At 44.9% G+C, this 23925-nt stretch carries 20 protein-coding genes; 11 read left to right on the top strand and 9 right to left on the bottom strand.

Translation table 11 applies throughout. From position 1 onward, the window contains the following. Positions 1–54 precede the first annotated feature (54 nt). From IHV80_RS04025 to IHV80_RS03990, 8 genes are read left to right on the top strand one after another with little or no spacing between them, the layout of a single operon-like run. Positions 55–558, top strand: a complete 504-nt coding sequence (locus IHV80_RS04025; RefSeq protein ID WP_192890136.1) for an acyl-CoA thioesterase — start codon at positions 55–57, stop codon at positions 556–558. Beyond that, entirely contained in the window at positions 545–1231 is a 687-nt protein-coding gene (locus IHV80_RS04020) for a LolA family protein (RefSeq protein ID WP_192890135.1), read from the top strand. The genes IHV80_RS04025 and IHV80_RS04020 overlap by 14 nt, the downstream gene beginning before the upstream one ends. Next, complete coding sequence (locus tag IHV80_RS04015) at positions 1203–3575, top strand: MMPL family transporter (RefSeq protein ID WP_192890134.1); 2373 nt, start codon at positions 1203–1205, stop codon at positions 3573–3575. Before IHV80_RS04020 ends, IHV80_RS04015 begins: the two co-directional genes overlap by 29 nt. Continuing rightward, entirely contained in the window at positions 3572–4195 is a 624-nt protein-coding gene (locus IHV80_RS04010) for a DUF3261 domain-containing protein (RefSeq protein ID WP_192890133.1), read from the top strand. The genes IHV80_RS04015 and IHV80_RS04010 overlap by 4 nt, the downstream gene beginning before the upstream one ends. Before the next feature lie 5 nt (positions 4196–4200). Beyond that, on the top strand, positions 4201–5400 hold the full coding sequence (locus IHV80_RS04005) for a beta-ketoacyl-[acyl-carrier-protein] synthase family protein (protein WP_192890132.1): 1200 nt from the start codon (positions 4201–4203) through the stop codon (positions 5398–5400). Further along, a complete protein-coding gene (locus IHV80_RS04000; protein WP_192890131.1) occupies positions 5393–5857 on the top strand; it encodes a hotdog family protein in 465 nt (154 codons plus the stop codon). The genes IHV80_RS04005 and IHV80_RS04000 overlap by 8 nt, the downstream gene beginning before the upstream one ends. Then, positions 5854–6579 carry a 3-ketoacyl-ACP reductase FabG2 gene (locus IHV80_RS03995; protein ID WP_192890130.1) on the top strand — a complete coding sequence of 242 codons (726 nt, stop codon included), beginning with the start codon at positions 5854–5856 and terminating at the stop codon, positions 6577–6579. The genes IHV80_RS04000 and IHV80_RS03995 overlap by 4 nt, the downstream gene beginning before the upstream one ends. Continuing rightward, positions 6576–7799, top strand: a complete 1224-nt coding sequence (locus tag IHV80_RS03990) for a beta-ketoacyl-ACP synthase (RefSeq protein WP_192890129.1) — start codon at positions 6576–6578, stop codon at positions 7797–7799. Before IHV80_RS03995 ends, IHV80_RS03990 begins: the two co-directional genes overlap by 4 nt. A gap of 91 nt (positions 7800–7890) precedes the next feature. Here the strand turns inward: IHV80_RS03990 and IHV80_RS03985 are convergent, their stop codons facing one another. The 6 genes from IHV80_RS03985 to IHV80_RS03960 form a co-directional block, all read right to left on the bottom strand. After that, the gene (locus tag IHV80_RS03985; RefSeq protein ID WP_192890128.1) at positions 7891–8424 is read right to left on the bottom strand and encodes a chromate transporter; all 534 of its coding nucleotides are present in this window, start codon (positions 8422–8424) and stop codon (positions 7891–7893) included. A 2-nt stretch (positions 8425–8426) separates the two neighbouring features. Next, a complete protein-coding gene (locus IHV80_RS03980; protein ID WP_192890127.1) occupies positions 8427–8996 on the bottom strand; it encodes a chromate transporter in 570 nt (189 codons plus the stop codon). An 8-nt stretch (positions 8997–9004) separates the two neighbouring features. Continuing rightward, the gene (locus tag IHV80_RS03975) at positions 9005–10618 is read right to left on the bottom strand and encodes a gamma-glutamyltransferase family protein (protein WP_192890126.1); all 1614 of its coding nucleotides are present in this window, start codon (positions 10616–10618) and stop codon (positions 9005–9007) included. Beyond that, positions 10611–12278, bottom strand: a complete 1668-nt coding sequence (locus IHV80_RS03970; RefSeq protein ID WP_192890125.1) for a tripartite tricarboxylate transporter permease — start codon at positions 12276–12278, stop codon at positions 10611–10613. Before IHV80_RS03970 ends, IHV80_RS03975 begins: the two co-directional genes overlap by 8 nt. Positions 12279–12289: 11 nt before the next feature. Next, entirely contained in the window at positions 12290–12766 is a 477-nt protein-coding gene (locus IHV80_RS03965; protein WP_192890124.1) for a tripartite tricarboxylate transporter TctB family protein, read from the bottom strand. 72 nt (positions 12767–12838) lie between these two features. Then, a complete protein-coding gene (locus IHV80_RS03960) occupies positions 12839–13807 on the bottom strand; it encodes a Bug family tripartite tricarboxylate transporter substrate binding protein (protein WP_065584055.1) in 969 nt (322 codons plus the stop codon). Positions 13808–13924: 117 nt separating this feature from the next. On the opposite strand from IHV80_RS03960, the gene IHV80_RS03955 reads away from it, so the two are divergent. Next, the gene (locus IHV80_RS03955; protein WP_192890123.1) at positions 13925–14581 is read left to right on the top strand and encodes a GntR family transcriptional regulator; all 657 of its coding nucleotides are present in this window, start codon (positions 13925–13927) and stop codon (positions 14579–14581) included. 166 nt (positions 14582–14747) lie between these two features. On the opposite strand, the gene gltX is transcribed toward IHV80_RS03955, so the two are convergent. Further along, positions 14748–16175 (bottom strand): glutamate--tRNA ligase, encoded by a 1428-nt coding sequence (gltX, locus tag IHV80_RS03950; protein ID WP_192890122.1) that lies wholly within the window; start codon positions 16173–16175, stop codon positions 14748–14750. Positions 16176–16462: 287 nt separating this feature from the next. Between gltX and IHV80_RS03945 the strand changes: the two genes are divergently transcribed. Continuing rightward, positions 16463–19276, top strand: coding sequence for a heavy metal translocating P-type ATPase (locus IHV80_RS03945; RefSeq protein WP_192890121.1), 2814 nt, complete (start codon positions 16463–16465; stop codon positions 19274–19276). Then, a complete protein-coding gene (locus tag IHV80_RS03940; protein ID WP_192890120.1) occupies positions 19266–19706 on the top strand; it encodes a DUF411 domain-containing protein in 441 nt (146 codons plus the stop codon). The genes IHV80_RS03945 and IHV80_RS03940 overlap by 11 nt, the downstream gene beginning before the upstream one ends. A gap of 261 nt (positions 19707–19967) precedes the next feature. Here IHV80_RS03940 and IHV80_RS03935 read toward each other — a convergent pair whose 3' ends face one another. Next, entirely contained in the window at positions 19968–20681 is a 714-nt protein-coding gene (locus tag IHV80_RS03935; RefSeq protein WP_048615708.1) for an oligogalacturonate-specific porin KdgM family protein, read from the bottom strand. Between the two features lie 535 nt (positions 20682–21216). Further along, positions 21217–23868 (bottom strand): beta-N-acetylhexosaminidase, encoded by a 2652-nt coding sequence (locus tag IHV80_RS03930; protein WP_192890119.1) that lies wholly within the window; start codon positions 23866–23868, stop codon positions 21217–21219. Positions 23869–23925: the final 57 nt, after the last annotated feature.

Below are 23925 nucleotides of genomic sequence, written 5' to 3'. Positions count from 1 at the left end.
TAGCTAACCTCATAAAGTAGCTACCCCTTTACGCAATATTGTTGAGAGCGATTTATGTCTGAAATCCTTCATCCATTACAATCTGAGGTGACTCTGATTACCTCATTCCAAGATGCCGACCCGATGGGTGTGATCTATCACGGCAATTACTTCCGATTTTTTGAAGAAGTAAGGCGCATCATGATGGATAAGATTGAGTACAACTATCATGAGATGAAGGATTCTGGCTACATGTGGCCTATCATCGATACCCGCGTGAAATACATTAAGGCGATACCATTTAATCATCAGATTAAAGTAACGGCTAAATTGACCGAATGGGAAAATCGCTTGCGCGTTGACTACGAGATTCACGATGCCAACACCGGCGCTCGTATGACGCGAGCTCACACCATGCAGGTTGCCGTGACCATTGAAGAACAAGAGATGTGCTTCGCGTCGCCGAGAGTGTTTACCGATAAAGTCGAGCACTGGCACCAGTTCGGTTGCTTACCCCTAGCTGTGGAACATCAATCTCAAGCCTCTAACACTCAACAGGTGAAACATGAGTCTGTTTAAACACAGTCGCAAACACATCAGCATCGCGCTGCTAGGGCTTGCTTCTATGATAGCGAGTAGCTTTGCTGGTGCTAATGAAAGTGCAGTTACCGTCGGCTCTATTTCAGAGCTGCAAACCGTATTGAGCGCGAATAGCATTGTGCGTGGTGAGTTTACTCAAACACGCAACATGGAAATGTTCGCCCAGCCTTTGACGTCACAAGGCACGTTTCTATTAGATAAGTCGAGTGGTTTGCTTTGGACGCAAACCACACCGTTTCCTGTGAGCTTAGTGTTAACTGATAACAAGCTGAGCCAAAGGTTTGCCGACCAACCCGCTAAGATCATTACTGACAAAGAAAACCCAATGGCGTTTTATTTCAGCCATATCTTCTTATCGGTATTCCACGGCGACACACAAACACTTCAAGAACAATTCTCTCTGTCATTTGAACCTGCGAACGAGCCAAGCTCAGGTGGAAGTGCAGAGAACACGTTATGGACACTGACCCTAACGCCAAAAAGTTCTCCAATGAATGCGGTGTTTGAAGCCATCACGTTGCAAGGACACAATGACATTGAGCGCATTGAGCTAAAGGAGATTCGAGGAGACAGCACGGTGATCGAATTTAGCCAGCTAAGCCATCAACCGGAAGTATTATCAGATGCCGAAGCGCAACAATTTCAACTCTAAGCTTGCCATTGTCTGGCTAGTTGTCGTGGTGCTGTTTAGCGGACTGTTGATCAAACAGTTCACTTTTTCTTCTTCAGTCCCCATTGAAAGCAACATCATGAAATTGCTGCCAGAAAACCAGCAAGATCCCATGGTCGAACAAGCCTTTCAACAAATTTCTAACTCCATGAGTGAGCAAGTGGTGTTCATCTTGAGCAGCCCCGACATCAAGAACACCATGGCGGCAACCAAAGCGTTTGAGAAATCGCTAAATCAAGACTCTTTCACAGGAAAACAACCGCTCTTCAAACACGTTCAAGGCAAGATCAACGCTAGCACGCAAAGCCAGTGGAGTGACTTCTACTTTCGTCACCGTGCTCAGCTACTGACAGAGCAACAGAAAGAAACACTGGCACACGCACCAGAGTCACGTGCACAGAATGTGATTCAATCGCTATACAACCCTTTTTCAGGCGTGACAGCGACTGAGTTAACCTTAGACCCATTCCTGTTATTTCGTGACTATATAAGCGAGGTTGGCACCAGTTCGAGTAACTTTGGGCTTAAAGAGGGCTACCTAACGGCGCAATCGCAAGATCAATCACACATTTTGGTTACCGCAACCTTAGCAGGCTCTCCCTACAGTTTGGCTATTCAAGAGCAGCTTCCGGCTCTTGACGCTTTAGAGCGAGATATAGAGAAACAATTTGACGTCAAAGTTCAGCACACTGGCGTCGTGTTCTACGCCAATTACGGTACTCAAAGTGCAAAGTCTGAGATCAGCACCATTGGTTTAGGGTCATTAGCGGGTGTGATTTTATTGGTGTGGCTAACGTTTCGTAGCACCCTACCGCTTGCCTTATCTTTGCTCTCAATCAGCACGGGATTATTGGTCGCACTGGCAAGTACTGTTGCGATCTTCGGCAAGATCCACCTGTTCAGCTTAGTGTTTGGGGCCAGCTTGATTGGCGTATCCATCGATTACTCTTTTCACTATCTCACTGATCGATTGGCTGCGGGCAGTCACTGGCAGAGTGATAAAGGGTTAAAACATATCTTCATTGCAATTACCTTTGGGCTACTTACTAGCTTGATAGGTTATTTAGGTCTGCTGGTGGCTCCTTTCCCTGGCTTACAGCAGCTTGCTTTGTTCTCATCTATTGGTCTTATCGCCGCTTACGCAAGTGTGGTGTGTTGGTATCCAGTATTGGCCTTCAAGCCGAGCCAACAACGCGAACTTCCGTTAGCAAACCTATGGCATGCATGGCTAAACTTATGGAGTAAACCTAAGTTCAGAATCGGCTTGCCGCTCGTTGTTACTGTTATTAGCGTGGTTTCAATCAACCAAGTTCGCTACGACGACGATATTCGACAACTTCAGGCAATGCCAGACCAGCTAAAACAACAAGAGCAAGCCATCTCTGAGATCTCCGGACTAGGTAGTGCTCAGAACATGCTGTTGGTGACTGCGAAAAGTAATCAGGCGTTACTGAACAAATTAGCATTGATCAGCTCTGAGTTAGATTCGTTGGTCGATCAGCAAGGCATCTCTGGCTATCGCAGCGTCAATCAACACCTGCCAAGTGAGCAAGAGCAACTCGACAACTATCAATTGGTTAAGCAACTTTACGCTAACCAAAGCGCTACCTTACAAACAACACTCGGTTGGCCGAGTTTCCCAGAGCTTCCAAAATACCAACCGATCACACTGAATGAGTTTTTGGAATCTCCAGTATCAGAGCCTATTCGTCCACTTTGGTTGCAACCAATCAATAACCAAGCAGCGTCGGTGATTATGATCAAGGATGTCACCAATTCAGAGCTGTTCTCTCAATGGCTCGATTCAAACTTTGCTCAACAGCAAGGCGTGAAATACCTCAATAAAGCCGATGAAATCTCATCTCTCTTTGCTGAATATCGAGTTAAAATTACCGAGCTGTTATTGATAGCGTTTGCCGCTATTGGCATGGTGTTAGGTTGGCGCTACGGCGTGAAACAAAGCCTGTTGATGCTGTTGCCGTCATTGATTGCCGGAGTGGCAGGTTTAGCGGTCACGGGCATTTTAGGCTCGACACTGAATCTATTTAACCTGCTTGGCCTAATTCTGATTTTAGGGATTGGTATCGACTACACCCTGTTCTTTGCTGAGCAGAAAAAGTCGCTGAGTACCTTATTAGCGATCACCTTGTCTGGCCTCACGACTCTGCTTTCATTTGGCCTTCTGTCACTGAGTCAGACTCATGCCATTCATAGTTTCGGTGTTACCGTCCTGACTGGTATTTTCGTGGCATGGTTACTTTCACCACTCGCGATTAACAACGAACAAGCCGCGGAAAAATCAAACTCTCGAGAGGCTTTTAGATGAACAAAACAATCAAGATAGCGCTCGCCGTAGTATTTGGCTTATTACTCAGTGCTTGTTCGATGGTGTCTCAACAGCCAACAGGCGCAAGTGTCTCAATCGACAAAGACACCGAGCTAGCCTTGCCGCTGCCTGCTGAGCTGGGATACTCATTTACGGCGAGCCAGCTGATCAGCGCAACATGGCAAGATGATACCCAGCAACTGCCTGTTCAAGTCGAAGTCACACCAGATAAAGTCGTTTTGGCGGGTTTTTCCTCTTGGGGGACACGCATCTTATCGCTGCAATACCAGAACCAAGCGATTGATACTCAAGTTCTATCCGGCCTTGGCGCAACCTTGCCGCAGCCTGAACAGGTGTTATTTAACTTAATGTTGACCTTATGGCCGGCAGAAGCATGGGCTCAACCTCTACAAGGTATTGGCTGGCATTTGGTCGATACAGATAGCAGTCGCATTGTATTTGATGACAAGAAGCAGGCAATCATCAAGATTGATTACCAAGCGGAACCGAATACACACAAAACTGCTGGCAATATTGTTTTCAAACATTTGACCCAAGGCTATACCATCACCATACAAACATTGAACTCAACGATTGTTGATAACCCAAGTAAGAGTTGAACACTATGCCTATTTACATCCAAGACTGTGGTTTCCACTCAGCGCTAGGCTCCAGCGTTGCAGACATTCATGACTGCCTCACAAATGAGTGCGAATCAAATATGGTTGAAGTGAGCGATATGCTCAACGATGGTAAGCCGACGGTCGTTGGTAAGGTGGCGGACAAACTACCAGAGGTCCCATCAGATCAAGCAAAATACGCTACTCGCAACAATCAACTCGCGTTATCAGCTCTCAACCAAATCAAAGATTCTATCGAACAAGCAAAATCACAGTTTGGCGCAGACAGGATTGCCGTGGTTATTGGCACCAGCACATCAGGAATCTCTGACGGTGAAACTGCTCTCAAACATAAATTGGCACACGGTGAGTTTCCTGAACATTACCATTACTCAAAACAAGAGTTAGGCAATACCTCTGAATTCGTCAGCCAATATTGGTCGTTAACAGGGCCAAGCTACGCAATTTCGACCGCTTGCTCATCAAGTGGTCGCGTATTTATTACCGCCCAACGCTTGTTAGATTCCGGGATGGCTGATGCTGTATTAGTCGGCGGCGTAGATACCTTATGTAAGCTTACGCTCAATGGCTTTCATGGTCTTGAAGCACTTTCAACCACACATTGTAAGCCCTTTAGCGCTTCTCGAAATGGCATCAACATCGGAGAAGCGGCAGCGTTTATGTTGCTCAGCAAGGCAAAACTAAATGGTGTCGCTACAGACCAGAATTCGTCAAGCATTGCCTTATTAGGCTGTGGTGATAGTTCTGATGCTCACCACATTTCAGCGCCCCACCCTGAGGGCGATGGTGCTGAACAAGCCATGAGAAAAGCGTTAGATTCTGCACAGTTACAAGCAGAAGACATCGGCTACATCAATGCTCATGGCACAGCTACGCCACTCAATGACTCGATGGAAAGCAAAGCCATTTACCGTATTTTTGCAAACAAGGTTCCCGTTAGCTCAACCAAGCCGCTCACCGGGCATACTCTTGGTGCAGCAAGTGCGATTGAGGCTGCAATTGCGTGGCATATTTTAAAATATGACTTACCGCTTCCCTTACAAAAATGTCAGGATAAAGCTGAAGATATTGAGATTGATTTGGTAAACTGTGCGCAGAAACTTAAAGTAAAGAACATCTTAAGCAACTCATTCGCTTTTGGTGGCAATAACATTAGCCTGATTTTTGGTGTAGTAAATGACTGATCTCCCTTCTGTAGACCAACTCCTCCCCCACGATGATCCGATGATATTAATCGATCGTGCTATCAGCGTAGAGGCGTTGTCGATCCACTGTCAGGTTGATATTGGTGAACATAACCTGTTCTTTGACGCCCAATCTCAAACGGTCCCTGCTTATGTCGGTATCGAGTTTATGGCGCAGTCTGTTGCTGCTTGGTCTGGATACCATGCACTGAAAAACGGCACCACTCCCCCGATCGGTTTCTTACTTGGCTCTCGTCGCTACAAGTCACTGTGTGATGAATTTACTCAAGGTCAGACCCTTGATATCTACGCCGAGCAACTTATGGAAGACAGTGGCATGGCCGTGTTTACTGCAAGAGTCGAAGACCAAGGCGAGTTGGTGGCTCAATGCCAACTCAACGTCTACGTGCCAACCGAACAAAAATTACAAGAAATGAAAACTAGGAGCCCATCATGACCCGTCAGGTTTTAGTCACTGGTGCCAGCAAAGGCATTGGTAAAGCGATCGCTATTCAACTCGCGAAAGACGGATTTGAAATCGCCGTTCATTACATGGGTGACAAGCAAGGCGCTGAAGAGACGCTAAAGTCGATCACCGAACTGGGTGGCGCAGGCCGTCTTATCCAATTTGATATCAGCAACCGCAGCGAGTGTCGCGAAACGCTTGAGTCTGATATTGCTGAACATGGCGCTTACTACGGTGTGGTGAACAACGCGGGCATTACTCGTGACACCGCATTCCCTGCTATGACAGAAGAAGAGTGGGATGGCGTGATCCATACCAACCTAGACAGCTTCTACAACGTACTTCACCCTTGTGTGATGCCTATGGTTCAAAAGCGCAAAGGCGGTCGAATCATAACTCTGGCGTCTGTATCAGGCATCATGGGTAACCGCGGTCAAACTAACTATGCTGCAGCGAAAGCTGGAGTGATTGGCGCGACTAAGTCTCTTGCTCTAGAGCTCGCAAAGCGCAAGATCACCGTAAATTGTGTGGCTCCTGGCTTAATTGACACAGGCATGGTTAATGAGCACGTAAAAGATCATGCTCTTCCACAGGTGCCACTACGCCGTATGGGCGAACCAGAAGAAGTGGCAGGCCTAGTCAGTTATCTAATGTCTGATATTGCCGGCTATGTCACTCGCCAAGTAATTTCAGTTAATGGAGGCTTAGTATGACCCGTCGCGTTGTTGTAACTGGTATGTCAGGTGTTACTGCCTTTGGTAACGACTGGCAACAAATCGAGCCAAAGCTGAAAGCGTGTGAAAATGCGACTCAGTATATGCAAAGCTTTGAGCAATATGATGGACTCAATACTAAGCTTGCCGCTCCTATTGATGACTTCCAATTGCCTAAACACTATAAGCGCAAGCAAGTGCGCGGCATGGGCCGTGTATCGCGCCTAGCAACCGTTGCCACCGAGAATGCGTTAGAGCAAGCAGGCTTAATTGGTCATGATGTATTGACCAATGGGGAAACCGGCATCGCTTACGGCTCTTCAACAGGCAGTACTGATGCGGTTGGTGCGTTTGGTGTGATGCTTAATGAAAAATCGACACGCGCTATCACGGCGACAACCTACGTACAGATGATGCCACACACTGCTGCGGTAAACGTAGGTCTGTTCTTTGGACTGCGCGGCCGCGTGATTCCCACCAGCAGTGCATGCACTTCAGGAAGCCAAGCGATTGGATACGCCTATGAAGCCATCAAACACGGCTATCAAACCGTGATGGTTGCCGGTGGTGGTGAAGAACTATGTCCAACTGAGTCTGCCGTTTTCGATACCCTTTTTGCTACCAGTTTAAAAAACGACACGCCAGAAAAATCCCCTAGTCCTTACGACAGCGAGCGTGATGGCTTAGTTATCGGTGAAGGTGCAGGCACGCTTGTTCTTGAAGAGTATGAACATGCCGTTGCTCGTGGTGCGAAGATCTACGCTGAGATCATCGGCTTTGCCAGCAACTGCGATGCTGCTCATGTGACCCAACCTCAGATGGAAACCATGCAAATCTGTATGGAAAAAGCTCTGAAAGATGCGCAACTTCCGGCAGAAAAAATCGGTTATGTTTCTGCGCACGGTACCGCGACTGAAAAAGGCGATATTGCAGAAAGTAATGCGACCGCGAACATTTTTGGTGAAGTGCCAATCAGTTCATTGAAAAGCTACTTTGGCCATACGCTTGGCGCATGCGGTGCGATTGAAGCATGGCTCAGCCTTGAGATGATGCACAGTGGTTGGTTCAGCCCAACCCTAAACCTTGAGAATGTCGATGAACAATGCGGCAAGCTCGATTACATCACAGGCTCAGGTCGCGAATTGGATGTTGAATATCTGATGAGCAACAACTTTGCTTTTGGCGGTATTAACACTTCAATCATCTTTAGAAAGCTCTAGATGCATGTAACGTTATAGTGATCAAAAATAAAGCCAGCAAAGAAAACCCTGCTGGCTTTGTTACTCTAACCTCAATAAAAGGAAGCTCTCGTTAAGCCCCTAAAAATACCGCCCCGTAAATCAAGCCGCTTGAGATAACCCATGTCGGGTGAACTTTGAACTTTTCCAATGTTATAGCTGCGAAAGCAAATAGCAGCACGAAATGAATCACGCCTGCTTCAACTCCTGACATCACCAACTTATAAGTTAGGATGGCCATAAGAGCTGCAATGACAGGCAAAACCCAAGCACTGAGAGCCTTCACTTTCGGCGCATTACGGTATTTATATAGGATGCTCATCGCAATAATCATAATCAAAATCGTTGGTGCAGCCGTCGCAAATACAGCTAAAAACGCACCAAATACACCGCCGACTTCATAACCAATATAGCCTGCCATTTTTGTTGCAATCGGACTGGGTAGTGCATTCCCTAATGCTAAAATCTCAGCGAATCGCGTCGCATCCATCCATTGATACTGTCCAACAACCTGCGCTTCAATCAGAGGGATAATTGCCGGCCCACCACCATACCCAACAATATTAGGAATAAAGAAAGCTAGAAAAATATCAATATAGATCTGCATGATTACCCCTCCTTCTCGCTAGTCTTAAGTTCAATATTTTTTTCGGGTTTAGCCAATACACCAACCAGAACAGCAGCAACAATCAATCCGGGATGAACATTAAAGACAAGGATCAACGCCAAAGAAGCTACCGATAACAACCCAGTAGCCACAGCTCCTACTGCTTTATGCCCTTTAATAAAAAAGTCGTAGCACAGCTTCGCCATCATCCACGTCACAATAGGAACAACCCCCATAGCCATCCCAGCTACCCAAGGAGTATCCCGATATTCGTTCAGCAAACCTAAGCCTGCAATCATGACGACAATTAAAGGGACGATTGTCGCAAGTACAGCATTGATACAGCCCCCTATACCTCCGACTTTATAACCAATATATCCGGCCATTTTAGTCGCGATTGGCCCCGGTAAAGTATTACCAATAGCTAGTACATTGGAGAATTCGTCATCGTCCATCCACTTATAATTATCTACGACCTCTTTATGGACTAATGGGATCATCGTTGGCCCGCCACCAAATCCAAAAATACCAATACGAAAGAAAGCGTTAAATAAATCTATCTGTTTTTTCATTCCAACTCCTAATATGCCGCGATAGAGCCATCGGTGCGGGCTTCTGTACCACCACACAACACACCTGAGTCTGGGTCTTTCACAATAATTTGGCCACGGCCATAGGTTGTATAATCAGAAGCTACTTGTACTTTGTGTCCCTTACGAAGCATCCCGGTCACAATGTGGCTAGGCATTGCCTGTTCAAGGCCGATGTTCATATCCCCCATCCACTGCCAGCGAGGTGCATCTAATGCTGCTTGCGGGTTCAATTTAAAATCAATCATATTCATCACAACTTGCATATGACCTTGAGGCTGCATAAAACCACCCATCACACCGAATGGACCAACAGGTTGAGCACCCTTGGTTATGAAACCAGGAATAATCGTATGATATGTCTTTTTATTAGGTTGTAGATAATTGTCATGAGTCGGTTCAAGAGAGAAATTCTCACCTCGATTTTGAAGAGCTACGCCGGTACCGGGTACAACAACCCCTGAACCAAAGCCATGATAATTACTTTGAATGAACGACACCATATTGCCTTCATTGTCTGCTACAGCTAGGTAAACTGTACCACCAGCAGGAGGCTTACCTATGGAAGGTTTGATCGCTTTATCACCAATTAAATCACGGCGCGCCTGAGCATATTCGTCAGAAAGAAGCCCTTCGACTGACACTGACATCTTATCGCGTTGAGTGATATAAGCTTGGCCATCCACATAAGCAAGTTTCATCGCTTCGCACTGCTTATGGATTGTCTCTAAATCATCTCGACTCTTGAACTCATCCTTTTTCAACATGTTTAAGGCCATCAACGCTACCATGCCTTGTCCATTGGGTGGGATCTCCCACACATCATAGCCCTTATAATTAATACTAATAGGGTTAACCCACTCAACCTCATAACGCTCAAGATCTGACTTTCGAATCAGCCCTCCAGTCTTTTGAGAAAAGGCATCAATTTTATCGGCAACCTCTCCTCGATAGAAAGTTGCAGCTTTAGTCGCACCGATATCACGCAAAGTCTGAGCATGCCCCGGACTAGTAAACAGTTCGCCGGGTACGGGCGTACTTCCATTTTTGGTAAACAAATCAAACCAAGCTTGTTTTAGCTCACCATCTAATTCAGTACTAAAAGTTTGAGCCGCTTTGTCCCACAGAAAGCTAATTGTTGGGGACACAGGAAAACCTTCTTCAGCTAACTTGGCAGCAGGTTCCATTAAATCTGAAAATGGAAGCTTGCCAAATCGCTCACTAAGAGCTGCCCATGAGGCTGGAATACCGGGAACAGTGACAGGAGTCCAACCATATAAAGGCATTTTTTCATTGCCCTGTTGTTCCATTAACTCTGGGGTCAATGCCTCAGGAGCAAAGCTTGAACCATTTAAGCCATAGAGTTTGTCTTTAACCCAAACGATGGCGAATGCATCACCACCAATCCCACAGCCCGTTGGCTCCACAACCGTGAGTGCTGCGGCCGTTGCAATGGCCGCGTCAATTGCGTTACCACCTTGCTTTAAGATATCAGAACCAATTTGAGCGGCGAGAGGTTGAGACGTTGCGACCATGCCATTCTTTGCGTAAGTTGCCATACGCTGAGATGAGTAAGGGTAAGAGAGTCCATCATTACTAAGCATTGCTAACTTCCTTTTTAACAACTTTAAAACTATTAAGATTTTTATAAAGGTTATAGATACCTGCTATAACCACTACAACTGCGATGATAGTACGTACAGTACCGCCCATCATAAATAAAGGGACTGAGAGTGAAACCATCATCAGAGGTATAAAGTAGGTTGCCCACATTGCGTGATTACGCTTGCCTTTTTGGTAGGCAGGAAAACATGACGAGAACACAGCTAATACTAAGAAAAACAAAGACCAAGGGCGGCTTAAGAACACCATTAAATCGGAATCAGTAGACAGAGATCGGGAAAAGTTAACCTCTGCGATATGACCTAACACCACACCCAAAATCATTGGAGCAAGTGGAAAACCAAGCCCTTTCAGTACAAAACCAACCACTCCAAAAATAAACAATGTCCAAATATCAGCCTCAAGGTTGTTCAATGAAAACACTCCAACTGAGCAATATAGAAGAATCACTGAGGCAAGCGTATACATAGGTACTCGCGTGACTTGAACAAAGGCTTTCAAACATAACGATTGCAACGCAACCATGAAGAAGTGAGCAATAAAGAAAGCAATGAAAATTCCGTTTGCAAGGACAGGTTGTTCACTAATAAAGCCAGGACTTGGCACAATATTATGCACCATCAATGCTCCCAACATAACAGCAGTCACGACGTCTCCAGGGATACCCAGCGCCATCATAGAAATAAGAGAACCGCCAGCTGTGGCATTATTAGAAGCCTCAGGGGCAATAATGCCGTCTGGATGACCTTTACCAAATTGTTCTTTATCTTTAGACGCTTTCTTTGCTTGATCATATGCAAGTACATTGGAGATAGAACTACCGGCAGCAGGAAGAATACCTGTGAAAACCCCAATTACACTTGAGCGGACTAGGTTTACCCAGCTAGATAGCACCTGCCTGATCGCTGCGATATGGTTGATTTTCGTTGCCTTACCAGTTTCTCTCATTAATGGCTCTTTAGCCTTGTTCTTATCTGAGATATCACCAAGTAACTGTGAGAATGCAAATAGACCAATTAGAACAGGTAAGAAAGCAAAACCATCAACTAAGAACTCGGTACCAAACGTAAAGCGTTCGACACCATTCAAATCATCAGTACCAACACAAGCAACTAACAGCCCAAGAGCACCTGCAATTAAGCCTTTGACTAGGCTTTCATTCGATAAACTGGCCGTAATAGTGAGGGCAAAAAGAACAAGAGAGAAATAGTCCCAAGGCCCAAACTCTAGTCCGATATTAGCGAGTTGAGGCGCGAGTAACACCAAAACAACTGCCGAGAAAATACCACCAAAAAACGAAGCCCAAACCCCCAAACCTAACGCTAAACCAGGTTTACCTTTACGAACCAGCGGAAAACCATCAAATGTCGTGGCAATAGAAGATGGAGTACCAGGAATACCAGTCAGCATCCCCGACATTAGGCCACCAGATAGTCCTCCGACCATCACTGAAATCATGGTAGCCAGACCTTGGATTGGGCTCATACCAAAGGTAAATGGCAAGGTCAGAACAATCGCCATTGTTATCGTAAAACCAGGAACTGAGCCTGCTAATAGACCGCCAAACGTACCCGCAGCCATCAGCATCATGGTATCAAAAGTAAATAGCTGACTCGCAGCCTCTAATACATCTACAAACATGAATTCATCCCTTAATACATGAGTGAGTACAGTAATTCACCTTCAGGCAGCATCACACTGAGCCCGAAAGTAAACACCACATACATTACGGCGACACTACCTATCGCAATACACATATGAATCAACATGTATTTCAATGTCTTATAGCCAATCATGGTTAGGACTAAGAACACAAAAGTGCTGCCACCAATTAACATACCAAGGTACGGTAACGAATAGACAAAACCGGCAAATAACGTAAACACAATGGCGACGTTACGAGGAAAGAAAGTCTTCCAGTTAAAAGATTCACTTTGTACTGGTTTGAGGGACGTTAAAAAATAAATCACACACAATGTGGTCAAGACCGAAAGGACTATAGTTGGCCATACATTTGAAGTCATGGTGCCGTAGTTTGTACGCTCAATATCGTCAAGTGCATCGATAAAAGCACCACACCCAAGTAATAAGATGAGTCCGACAACACTGTCCTTATTAATGAAGTTCATATTTACTGTTCTCCGTAACACGCGAAGTCTTATAAAAAAGGCAGTCGTAAACAACCGCCTCCTCAATTAAGGCTATTTTACGTTGTAGATACCAACTTGCTTGGCAAGCGCTTCCCATGAACCAAATTCATCACCAAGTGCTGCGGCATAATCATTAGATGCTAAGTATTTAACTTCTGTGCCTTTTACTCTTAGCGTTTCTTGAATTTCTGGACTTGATACCGCTTTCTGGAAGAGCGCTTCGTAATAAGCAATGATTTCTGGAGATGTTCCTTTTGGTAGAGCAATCCCGCGACGCACACCAAATTCAACATCAAAGCCTTGTTCTTGCGCTGATGGAACGTCTGGAAGCTGGTTTTGGCGCTCTTTGGATGTTGTTGCTAATAAGGTAATTGCACCGGTTTCAACATTTTTGCGAGAAGACGTTAGGTTTGATAACCCAATATGAGCATTGCCTGATAGTAAAGCGGTTGTACGTTCACGCGTGCCATCATAAGAAACATGACGGAATTTAACATCAAGTGCTTCTTCTAACATAAGCATGGTGTAGTGAGAGGTTGAGCCTAGCGAGCCGGCAGCCACAACTGTATTTGGGTGCTCTTTAGCGTAACTTTGAAGTTCAGCGAGCGTCGAGAATGGTTGCTGACCATTCGCGCCTATATATTCTGCAGTTTCTGTTAACTGCACTACAGGTTGGTAGCCATCCCAGTTCACTTTTGCTTGGCCGCCAAGATAACTCGTCATAACCGACTGATGAATCGCAAGCAGTTCACAACCGTTTTTGCGAGATTTCAAAAACTTTTTAGCCCCTTTATTACCACTACGGCCCGGCATATTAACAACTTGTAGCTTAGGATCCGCTCCTTGTGCATTTGCCTCTTCGACAATTGTTCTGAAGATAATATCAGTACCACCACCGGCGCCCCACGGCACAATCAGTTTTGCAGTACTACATGGTAGGTCAAGGTCACTTTGAGCGAAGGTAGCAACAGAAAAAGAACCTAGTAGGATTGCAAGCGGTAAAGATTTTTTCATATTCATATAATTTCATCCTTGTTATTATGTACTTTTTAAAATAATCGATTATTTTAAAACTGCGCAACAAATTAATCACATGGTGTTAAAGTAGTCAATAGGGAATGTTAAGAGGATGAAACAGTGAGTCAGACTAAAAGTTCTATAATCTACGAAAAAATAAAACAAGATCTTACTGATGGGCTGTACCCTGCTGGGGAAAAGCTAAAAATATCTCGTTTAAAAGAGAATTATAATATTAGCTTAACGCCACTAAGAGAGGCACTGAGCCAGCTTGCCGCACAAGGAATGATTGACCAGGAGAATAACAAAGGATTTTCCATTCCTAATTTAAGTTATTTAGATATTCTTGATATCAAGCAAACTCGCATATTGGTAGAAACGGAAGCACTTCGCTTATCGATCAGAAATGGGGATATGGACTGGGAAGCGAGTCTAGTTGCAACTCACCATAAGTTGGACCGATTAAGCTTATCTTTGAAAGATCTTGAAGCATGGAGTGCGGCACACGAAGAGTTTCATTCTATTCTATTGTCAGGGAGTGGCTCGAAGTATTTACTCGATTTTTCAGCTCGCCTACACCTTGCTTTGGATAAATATCGACGTATCGCTGAACCGAATCAAGAGATCCGTAAAACATTAGACGCGCAACATAGTGAGTTGCTCCAACTTGCCCTAGAAAGAAATATAGAAAAAGCGGTTGAGGTATTAACCTCTCATATCACCCTATCATGCCAGTCTGCTATCGACTTACTCGCATCCAAAGAGGCTCAACCATAATTAAATGGATTAAGTGACTTAAAAAATGAATGGCTTAAGTCGGTAGTAACTCACTCCAGACACGTGATAACAACAGCTCCAGTCAAATAACACCTAAATAAAAAGCCCGATCGCTAATTCAGCTATCGGGCTTGTCTTTTATATCTCAGTTAAAGCGAAGCTTCTATTAAGCGTTAGCTTCACGCTCAGCGATGAACTCAAGAGCCATTTTGATGCGAGCGATGACGCGCTCTTTACCAACAAGCTCCATCACTGCATCAACAGAAGGAGACTGACCGCCACCTGTTACTGCTACGCGAAGTGGCATGCCGATTTTACCCATGCCGATCTCTAGCTCTTCACATACCGCTGCAATCACACCGTCTTTGATGTTTGCTGTTGTGAATTCTTCAAGTGCTTCAACCTTAGCAAGAGCAAGCTCTAGTGGGCCTTTAGCAACACCACGTAGGTGCTTCTTCGCTGCGCCAGCTTCAAACTCAGAGAAATCTTCGTAGAAGTAACGAGATTGCTCAGCAAGTTCGATAAGCGTGTTACAACGCTCGCCAACTAGCTTGATCACTTCAGTGATAGCTGGGCCGTTTGTTGTATCGATCTTCTGTGCGTCTAGGTGCCATTGCAGGTATTTTGCAACGTACTCAGGCTCAGAAGTCTTGATGTAATGGTTGTTCAACCAAAGTAGCTTTTCAGTGTTGAATGCAGATGCAGACTTGCTGATTGCGTTCAGACTGAAGAATTCAATCATCTCTTCTTGAGAGAAGATCTCTTGGTCACCGTGAGACCAACCTAAACGAACTAGGTAGTTGTTTAGTGCATTGGGTAGGTAACCTTCATCGCGGTATTGCATTACTGATACAGCGCCGTGACGCTTAGACAATTTCGCACCGTCATCACCTAGGATCATTGCACAGTGAGCGAAAGTTGGAACTGGCGCGCCTAGTGCTTCGTAGATGTTAATTTGACGAGGTGTGTTGTTGATGTGGTCTTCACCACGAACAACGTGTGTAATACCCATGTCCCAGTCATCCACAACTACTACGAAGTTGTAAGTAGGAGCGCCATCGGTACGACGAATGATCAGGTCATCTAGTTGGCTGTTAGAGATTTCAATGCGACCACGGATTTGGTCATCAAATACTACACTGCCTTCTTTAGGGTTACGGAAACGGATAACGCATGCATCACCTTCTTTTGCTGCTTCGTTTGCTGCAACAATTTTAGGGTGGTTAGCATCGTAACGAGCCATTTCTTTGTTTTCTTCTTGCTCTGCACGAATTTCATCAAGCAGTTCTTTAGACGCGTAACATTTGAACGCTTTGTCTTCAGCAAGTAGCTTATCAACCATTTCGTTGTAACGGTCAAAACGCTTAGATTGGTAGTAAGGACCTTCGTCCCATTCCATACCCATCCATTTCATGCCTTCTAGAATTGCATCAACCGCTTCTTGAGAGTTACGCTCAAGGTCCGTGTCTTCGATACGTAGAACGAATTCACCACCTTGGTTCTTAGCGAATAGCCAAGAGTAAAGTGCAGTACGTGCACCACCAACGTGAAGATAGCCAGTTGGGCTAGGAGCAAAACGAGTTTTAACCGTCATTTAAATACCTTGATTATGTAGGTGATTCTTTTAGTGGTCGCTATTACAAAGCCTGCAACAGACAAATATCACTAAATTTTGGGCGCTATTTTATCACCACCGCTTAAATCTACAATCAGTAGTGAATGATTAATGCGCTGATCTGGTACGAAAGCTATCGTAGGAGCAGAAAAACGACTGTCGAACACAAGCTATCTCCCCTCAGAACGCAAATTGTAGTCACGTTTACGATACGCTTCATCTATTCCATCGTTCAATATTCCAACAAATATCAAATTCTTGAATTTATGTTTGACCTTACCCTTACGGGAAGGTTTATGTTAGGCGTAGATGAGAATTGGAGTATCGATATGAACCATTACACAACTGCGCTCAACGGCCTAAATTGCATGGGGTGTGCGAAGAAAGTCCGCACACTGTTTGATGATCTCGACAATACGACGATCAATAACATATCGCCGACGTACATCGATATTTCGACTCCTTTTAGTTATGTTGAGCTCAACAAACAGTTAGCGACTCTTGGTTATTCTATGGGTAATTCGCTGCACCTTTCATTATCAGGGCTCAGCTGTGGTAAATGCGTGAGCAAGCTGACTCAAGCGCTTGAACAAACCGAGCAAGCCTCAAACCTAGAAGTAACCAAACATGAATTGTCGTTGGTTACTTTGCTTGCAGAATCGAAGGTGATTGAGCTGATCGAAAGCGGGGGTTATCACGCGACTCCCTACTCTGAAGCAAATGACCTTTTACCTAATTCAGATTCAGAAGACGATAAAAAACCAGCGCCTGCTGTACCGACACAAGATAAACCTGCTGCTAGCCAATATACCTATCACCTAGTACTTGAAGGTATGACATGTGCGAGTTGTGTTTCTTCTGTAGAAAAAGCACTGAAAAAGAATGAGTTCGTCGACCAAGCACAGATTAACCTCGCCGAGCAAACAGCCTTGGTTTTCACCTCAAAAACACGAGAAATCATTGAAAGCGATCTAATAGAGTCCGTTAAAGCCGCAGGTTATGGCGCGGAATTCGTTGACGATGCCGCGACTCAACAGCAAAAACAGCAAGAGCAACAACTTCGTACCCAACAAGCCTTCCTGAAAAACTCAGTGAGCGCACTACTGCTTGGGGCTCCGCTGATGGTATGGGGCGTATTCGGTGGCAGCATGACCATTGCTACACTTAGTGACCAACTGGCTTGGGGCTTGATTGGTGTCGTTTGTTTGATACTGCTTGCAACCTCAGGTCGCAGCTTCTTCACTAATGCTTGGCAGTCACTGATGCATAAGCGTGCGACCATGGATACGCTAGTCGCTCTGGGTACAGGCGCTGCATGGTTCTATTCAATGTTGGTTGTGCTTATCCCATCGTGGTTCCCAGAAGCATCTCGTCATGTGTATTTTGAAGCAAGCGCAATGATTGTTGGCTTAATATCTTTGGGTCACTATATTGAAGCCAAAGCCAAAGCTCGCACCACAAAATCGCTCCAAGCACTGATTAACTTGCAGCCTCAAAAAGCAGTGGTCATTGTCAACGGAAAAGAACAAACCATCGCCGCAGAAGCTATCCAGGTCGGTATGCAAGTGCGTGTAAAACCGGGAGAAAAAGTGCCGGTTGATGGTGTTGTGGTATCGGGTGAATCTTATATCGATGAATCGATGCTGACCGGTGAACCACTTCCTAACGAAAAATCGGCTAATGACGGCGTTTCTGCAGGCACCATTAATGGTGATGGCAGCCTAATCATTGAAGCGACCGGGATTGGCTCAAGCACCATGCTGGCTCGAATCATTCAAATGGTACGCCAAGCGCAAAGCAGCAAACCAGCGATTGCCAAACTTGCCGACTCTATCTCAGCTATTTTCGTTCCAGTTGTCGTCGCGATCGCAGCAATTGCCGCCCTAGTTTGGTTCTTTGTCGGCCCCCAACCTAGTGCCAGTTACATGCTTGTCGTATCAACCACAGTACTGATCATTGCTTGCCCTTGTGCATTAGGCCTAGCCACACCACTCTCTATTACTGTGGGGGTCGGCAAAGCTGCTGAGTTCGGCGTTCTAATTAAAGATGCCGATGTGTTGCAGTCAGCAAGCAAGATAGATGCTGTTGTATTTGATAAAACAGGTACCCTAACCCAAGGCAAACCAACCGTTCAACAGGCCTTTTACTCTAATCTAACGGAGCAAGAATTACTGGCTTATGCTTATTCAGTAGAAGTGGGATCTGAGCACCCGCTCGCGAAAGCCGTTTGCCAATACGCAGAGAATTTACAAGTTTCAGCGCTACCCCACAGCGAATTTGAAAACCGCAGAGGTCTTGGGGTTCAAGCAAGGATTAACGATAAGAATGTTCAAGTCGGCTCACTTAAGTATCTAAACCAACTCAACATCAATACAGACATTGGCGCAGATTTTATCGAGCTTTGTCGCTCACAAGCGTGGACGCCTATATTCGTCGTGATTGACCAAAAACTGGAAGGCATATTGGGCATTTCAGACGCGTTAAAAATAGATAGTAAACAGGCGATAGCTCAACTAAAATCCGCCGGAATTCACACAGTGTTGTTAACGGGCGACAACGATTCTGTTGCTCAGGCCATTGGTAAGAACGTCGGTATCGACGAAGTTATCTCAGAAGTACTTCCAGAGCAGAAAGCTCAACATATTGTTCAGCTTCAACAGCAATATAAGAGTGTTGCCATGGTCGGAGACGGTATTAACGATGCGCCTGCTCTTGCTCAAGCGGATATAGGAATCGCAATGGGCAGTGGCAGTGATGTCGCGATTGAAAGTGCGCAAATGACGCTGCTCAACTCATCACCACTATCCGTGAGCAATGCGATCGAGCTGTCTCAAGCGACCGTGAGAAACATGAAACAAAACCTGTTTGGAGCCTTCATATATAACTCGCTAGGCATTCCTATCGCTGCAGGTGTGCTCTACCCATTTTTCGGGTTTCTACTTAGCCCTGTTGTTGCGGGAGCTGCTATGGCGATGTCGTCAATTACGGTAGTTAGCAATGCCAACAGACTGAGATTGTTCAAACCTACTCATTCTAATATCAACAAAAACCATATTCATGAGGTTAACCATGATTCGTAAAATTATGACTCTTACTGCACTCGCTGCAATTTCAGGACAAGCTCTGGCTACCGATGTTCTAAACCACAAATCCCCATACTGTGGCTGCTGTACAGAATGGACAGAACATATGCGGGATGCTGGGTTCGATGTTACAGAGAAACTCCACGATGACATGAATCCAATCAAGCAGAAATTAGGGATAACGCCAGAGTTAGCCTCTTGCCACACAGCAGAGATCGACGGTTACGTATTTGAAGGGCATATTCCAGCAGAGGACGTGAAAGCCTTTTTAGAAAATCCACCGCGCAACGCAATTGGTTTAGCGGTTCCAGGTATGCCAATGGGCTCACCGGGCATGGAGTATGGCGATAAGAAAGACGAGTATTCTGTGTATGCGTTTAACGAGAAAGGTCAAGTGTTTGAATACCGTCACTACGACGGAAAGTAGAATATAAGGAAACCGACTCAACATTCTAAAATGGAGTTATAAAAATAGAGCCTAGCATTAAGTAAACCCAAGACTGTGGTTTACTTGCTAGGCTCTTTGCTTTTGGACAGTAAAGCAAATCTGGTTGCAGCACCAACCGGGCTGTTGGTACCGCTATGTTTTCGTCGCTAGTTAGCGAAGACGCTATTTAACAAAAAGCTAATTAACGAAGAAGTTCACTTGGCTAATAATCTAATCGACTATGTAGCCAAGTGAATCAGCTTAGAAGCCGTAAGAAGCACCGAATACGAATGCGTTGTTCTGCTTAGAAGCACCGTTTGCGAAATCTACACCGTTAGCTTGGCTACGGAACTCAAAGTAAGGTTGAACACCTTGACGAGTCCATGTAGCACGTAACTCGTGGTCCATCGCTTCTGCATCAATCATGTATACGTTGTTGTAACTAAGTGCTAGGTCAGCATTAACTGTGTAAGCAATGCGGTTATCCATGCGGTAATCTGTGTCAGCATTAGCAGAAGTATCATCGATGTGTGCACGAGTACGGTTACTAATAGAGATACCGTTATCGAAGTTGTAACCAATCTTAACTAGTGGACGGAACTGAATGCTCTCACCCGCAGAGAATAGGTGTTGGTAACCAGCAGCAACCCATAATTTGTCAGTAATGTTGAAAGATTGCTCACCACCGACAGTAATGCCAGGAGTATTGTTACCTGTTGTTGGAGCACCACCAGTTTCAGCTGAAGTCAGACCTTCAAGCTCACCCAGTTGGATGCCATCGAACTCAGAGTAAACCGTGAAGCCGCCTAGAGAGTTGTCAAACGTGTGACCGGCTTCTAGCGTAGAAGTCATATCAGAACCGTGGATACGGCCGTCATCGTGAATTTGGATGTTACCTGTTACGTAAGAAGAACCAGCAAAAGCACTAGAAGCGAAAGCAAGAGAAAGAGCACTTAGAGCGATAATTTTTTTCATAGTAAACTGCCTTAGTTTGATTTTTTCAGCGGCATATCTTCGGTACATCATTCACCTTCACCGCTTGAGTAGTTGGTCGCCTCCCTGGCATGAAATCTATGTTGCTCGAATTAATTTGCGTTTCAAAATAAAAGAGTAAACAGAGTGATCTCTCTCACTATCAAAAAAGAACAAGTTATTTAACACATTAAAATCAGCCACTTAAAAACATAAAAATTAATAAAAAACTCAAGATGGAAAAATGAACAGATCGGGATCACATTATTTTACGGTGCGAAATTAGATTCAATTGGTTGAATCACATTTGATTTAGAGTTTTTTATAGGGGACTTATTTTTTGAAGAGAATAATGAGAAGTGCATCACTTTTGCGATGAGCCTCACCTTATGTGCATTGTTGACGTTATAAACCAAGACGGTTTCTATATGTTTCAGTTTTGTAGAAGAGCCTAATTCGCAGCAAACAAAAAGAGCTCCCTACTTTTACCTGAGTAAGATAATAGCTAGAGAGCTCTTCTATTAATGTTGCTTATCGATTATTTAACCGATGTTACTCGACTTACTTTCTCGCCACTTTCAGAGATAGAGCGGATGTAAGTTTCGCCTGAAACCGATGGACGTTGTTGCTCATCGTACGTTAACCAGTTTTCGCCATCAGCAGAGTATTGAAGCTCTACACCTGGGAATTGAACGTTCATCGCTAGCTTGCCATCAACAACCTGAGCGCCCGGTACTGGTAGTCGGTAATCAATGCCTGCTTTCTCAAGCTTAGCCAGTTCACGTTGACCAACAATATTCGCGAAGCGATTAAAGTCGCTGTTTAGAGCCTGCTTATTCACCAAGTCAGTATCTTGAGAATATTCAACACCCACTTTGTAGTCGTTTTCCCAATCTGCTCGATGCCATGCACGCTCAGCTGCTGCAAGTACACGAGGGAACACCATGTATTCATATTGCTCGTCAGTACGTACTGTTTCAGACCAAAGTTGCGCTGATAAACCGTAGAAAGGTTTTGATTCAATCTCGCCTTTACCAGAGAAACCATTGCCGTCACGGTCTAATGATGTTTCTGCGTTTTGTGGCATGTTTTCTGGTGCGAAGCCGAACATCTTACGAGTATCGGTTGCACGCGTTGCCCAGTAGTAACCGCGCTCTGCTGCATCTACTTCGTATGGCATATCCATGTATACGTAGTCTGGGTTAGAGACGATTACGTCATACCCTTTTGCTGACCAGTCGTATACTGATGAAGTGCCGCCCCAGTAAAGAACGTCCCAGAAGTTCACGCGAGTGCTTTCTGTTGCAAATGCTTTCTCACCTTCGCTGTATTTCAGGCCATCTTGCCACGCTTGAAAATGAGGAATGCCTTTGTCAGCAACAATCTTAGATACCTGCTCAGCAAAGTGACTTGGCAAATGAGCGTAGTCGCTTACAGTTCCATCAGCGATCAAAGACTGACACTGTGGAGACTGTTGGAATGGCTTATCTTGCTTAGACAAGTCGATATTGCCTTTCCAAGCCACTTTATCTTCTGCATTAATATCTTGTAAGCCAGCGCCTAACTTGATGTTTTTCGCTTCATCGCCGCCAAAGTGCCAAGTCGTTAGTGGAACGCCTGCTTCTTGGTGCATTTCCGCCACTTCAGAGATCACTTTATCTACAAAGTGAGTAGAAGATTCCATACATGGATTAATGAAGCTTTGCTTATCGTAGAACTGAACCGTCGTTACGTTCGATGTATCTTGTGGATCCATCAAGCGGTATTCATTCGCTTCTGCTTCTTTACCTTCCGCCATTAGACGAGTGTAACGTGCTTCCATTGAGACCACAGCAGAACGAGCGTGTGCTGGCATATCAATTTCTGGAATTACTTCGATGCTGCGCGCTTTTGCGTAGCTTAAGATCTCGATGTAATCCGCTTTACTAAAGAAACCAGAGCCAAAGTTGTCTGTTGTTGGACCTGAACCTAGCTGAGGCAATAAACAGCTTTGCTCATCCAAATCAAAACAACGATTAGACCCTACATCCGTTAGCTCTGGTAAACCTGGGATTTCTAAACGCCAGCCTTCATCATCTGTTAAGTGAAGGTGCAGCTTATTCATCTTGTATGCCGCCATTTGGTCTAACGTTGCTAGGATGGCATCTTTTGAGTGGAAGTTTCGAGCAACATCCACCATCACACCACGGTAATCAAAGCGCGGTGCATCTTTGATCGACAGTTGTGGTAATGATTCAGCGTTCTGACTGTCTATTAGGCCAAAAATAGACTGAACTGCGTAGAAAGCACCTGTTTTATCAAACGCTTTGATCGCAATCCCCTCTTCCGAGATGCTTAATTCATAAGCGCCAGATTTCGCCAAATCACCCGTAAACTGAGTAGGAACAACGGCAACACTAACAGGTAGGTCACCACTCACATCTACGTTTACCACATCTGCACGTTCTTCAATTGCAGCGAACTGCTCAGCATCGAATACCTCTTTTGGTAGGGCAATACCACCAGCAATGCTGACTGAACCTTCACCCGCTTCTACCGACATTGGCGTTGGTAATAGAGTTGTTGATACATCTTGCGTTGCTAGATCAGCATTCTTTTCGAAACGCGTAACGGCGGTTGCCATGACATTGTTATCATCAGGTGTACGCTTAAGGTTGTTACCTTCTAGACCCGTTACGAATGACGCAACATCTTCCGTATTCAATGAAGCAATCATCTTAGGTTCTGCGTTTGGCGCAGTAACGAATGCACCCGGCATGAAGTCGGTTTCAAACAGTTGCCAGTATTCACTCGTCAACGGAAGAACCACCTCTTCACCCGCCGCAAAGCCATCAAATTTTTCAGTAGGTTCTAGTTTATGAAGATCGCCAGTTACACGAGTAATCTTAAATTGCTCATTATCAACATCTAAAATAAGACGAATACTGTGGAAGTAGATAGTCCAATCTTTCGAATCAATCGCTTCACCGTCATTGGTCAGGGTCATGTTCACTTTATTACATGACGCCCATTCAGCACCTAAGTCCTGACAAGCCATACCTTCATTCGCACCGTGATTAGTTAGAATTTCATATTGCACATCAAGGTTATCAGCCAGTGCATTAACAACCTGTTGTTCTGGTGCTTGTGTTACTGCACAACCCGTCAGGCCAGCTAATACCGCTACAGATAGTAAGTTTCTCTTCAACATCGTATTCACCCATAAATTAAAAAATTGAGTAAGAAGCAAATTGGAGCGCTTCGAAAG

It is taken from the genome of Vibrio bathopelagicus, assembly GCF_014879975.1.
GTDB lineage: Bacteria > Pseudomonadota > Gammaproteobacteria > Enterobacterales > Vibrionaceae > Vibrio > Vibrio bathopelagicus.
This window is presented reverse-complemented; position numbering and strand designations above follow the sequence as displayed.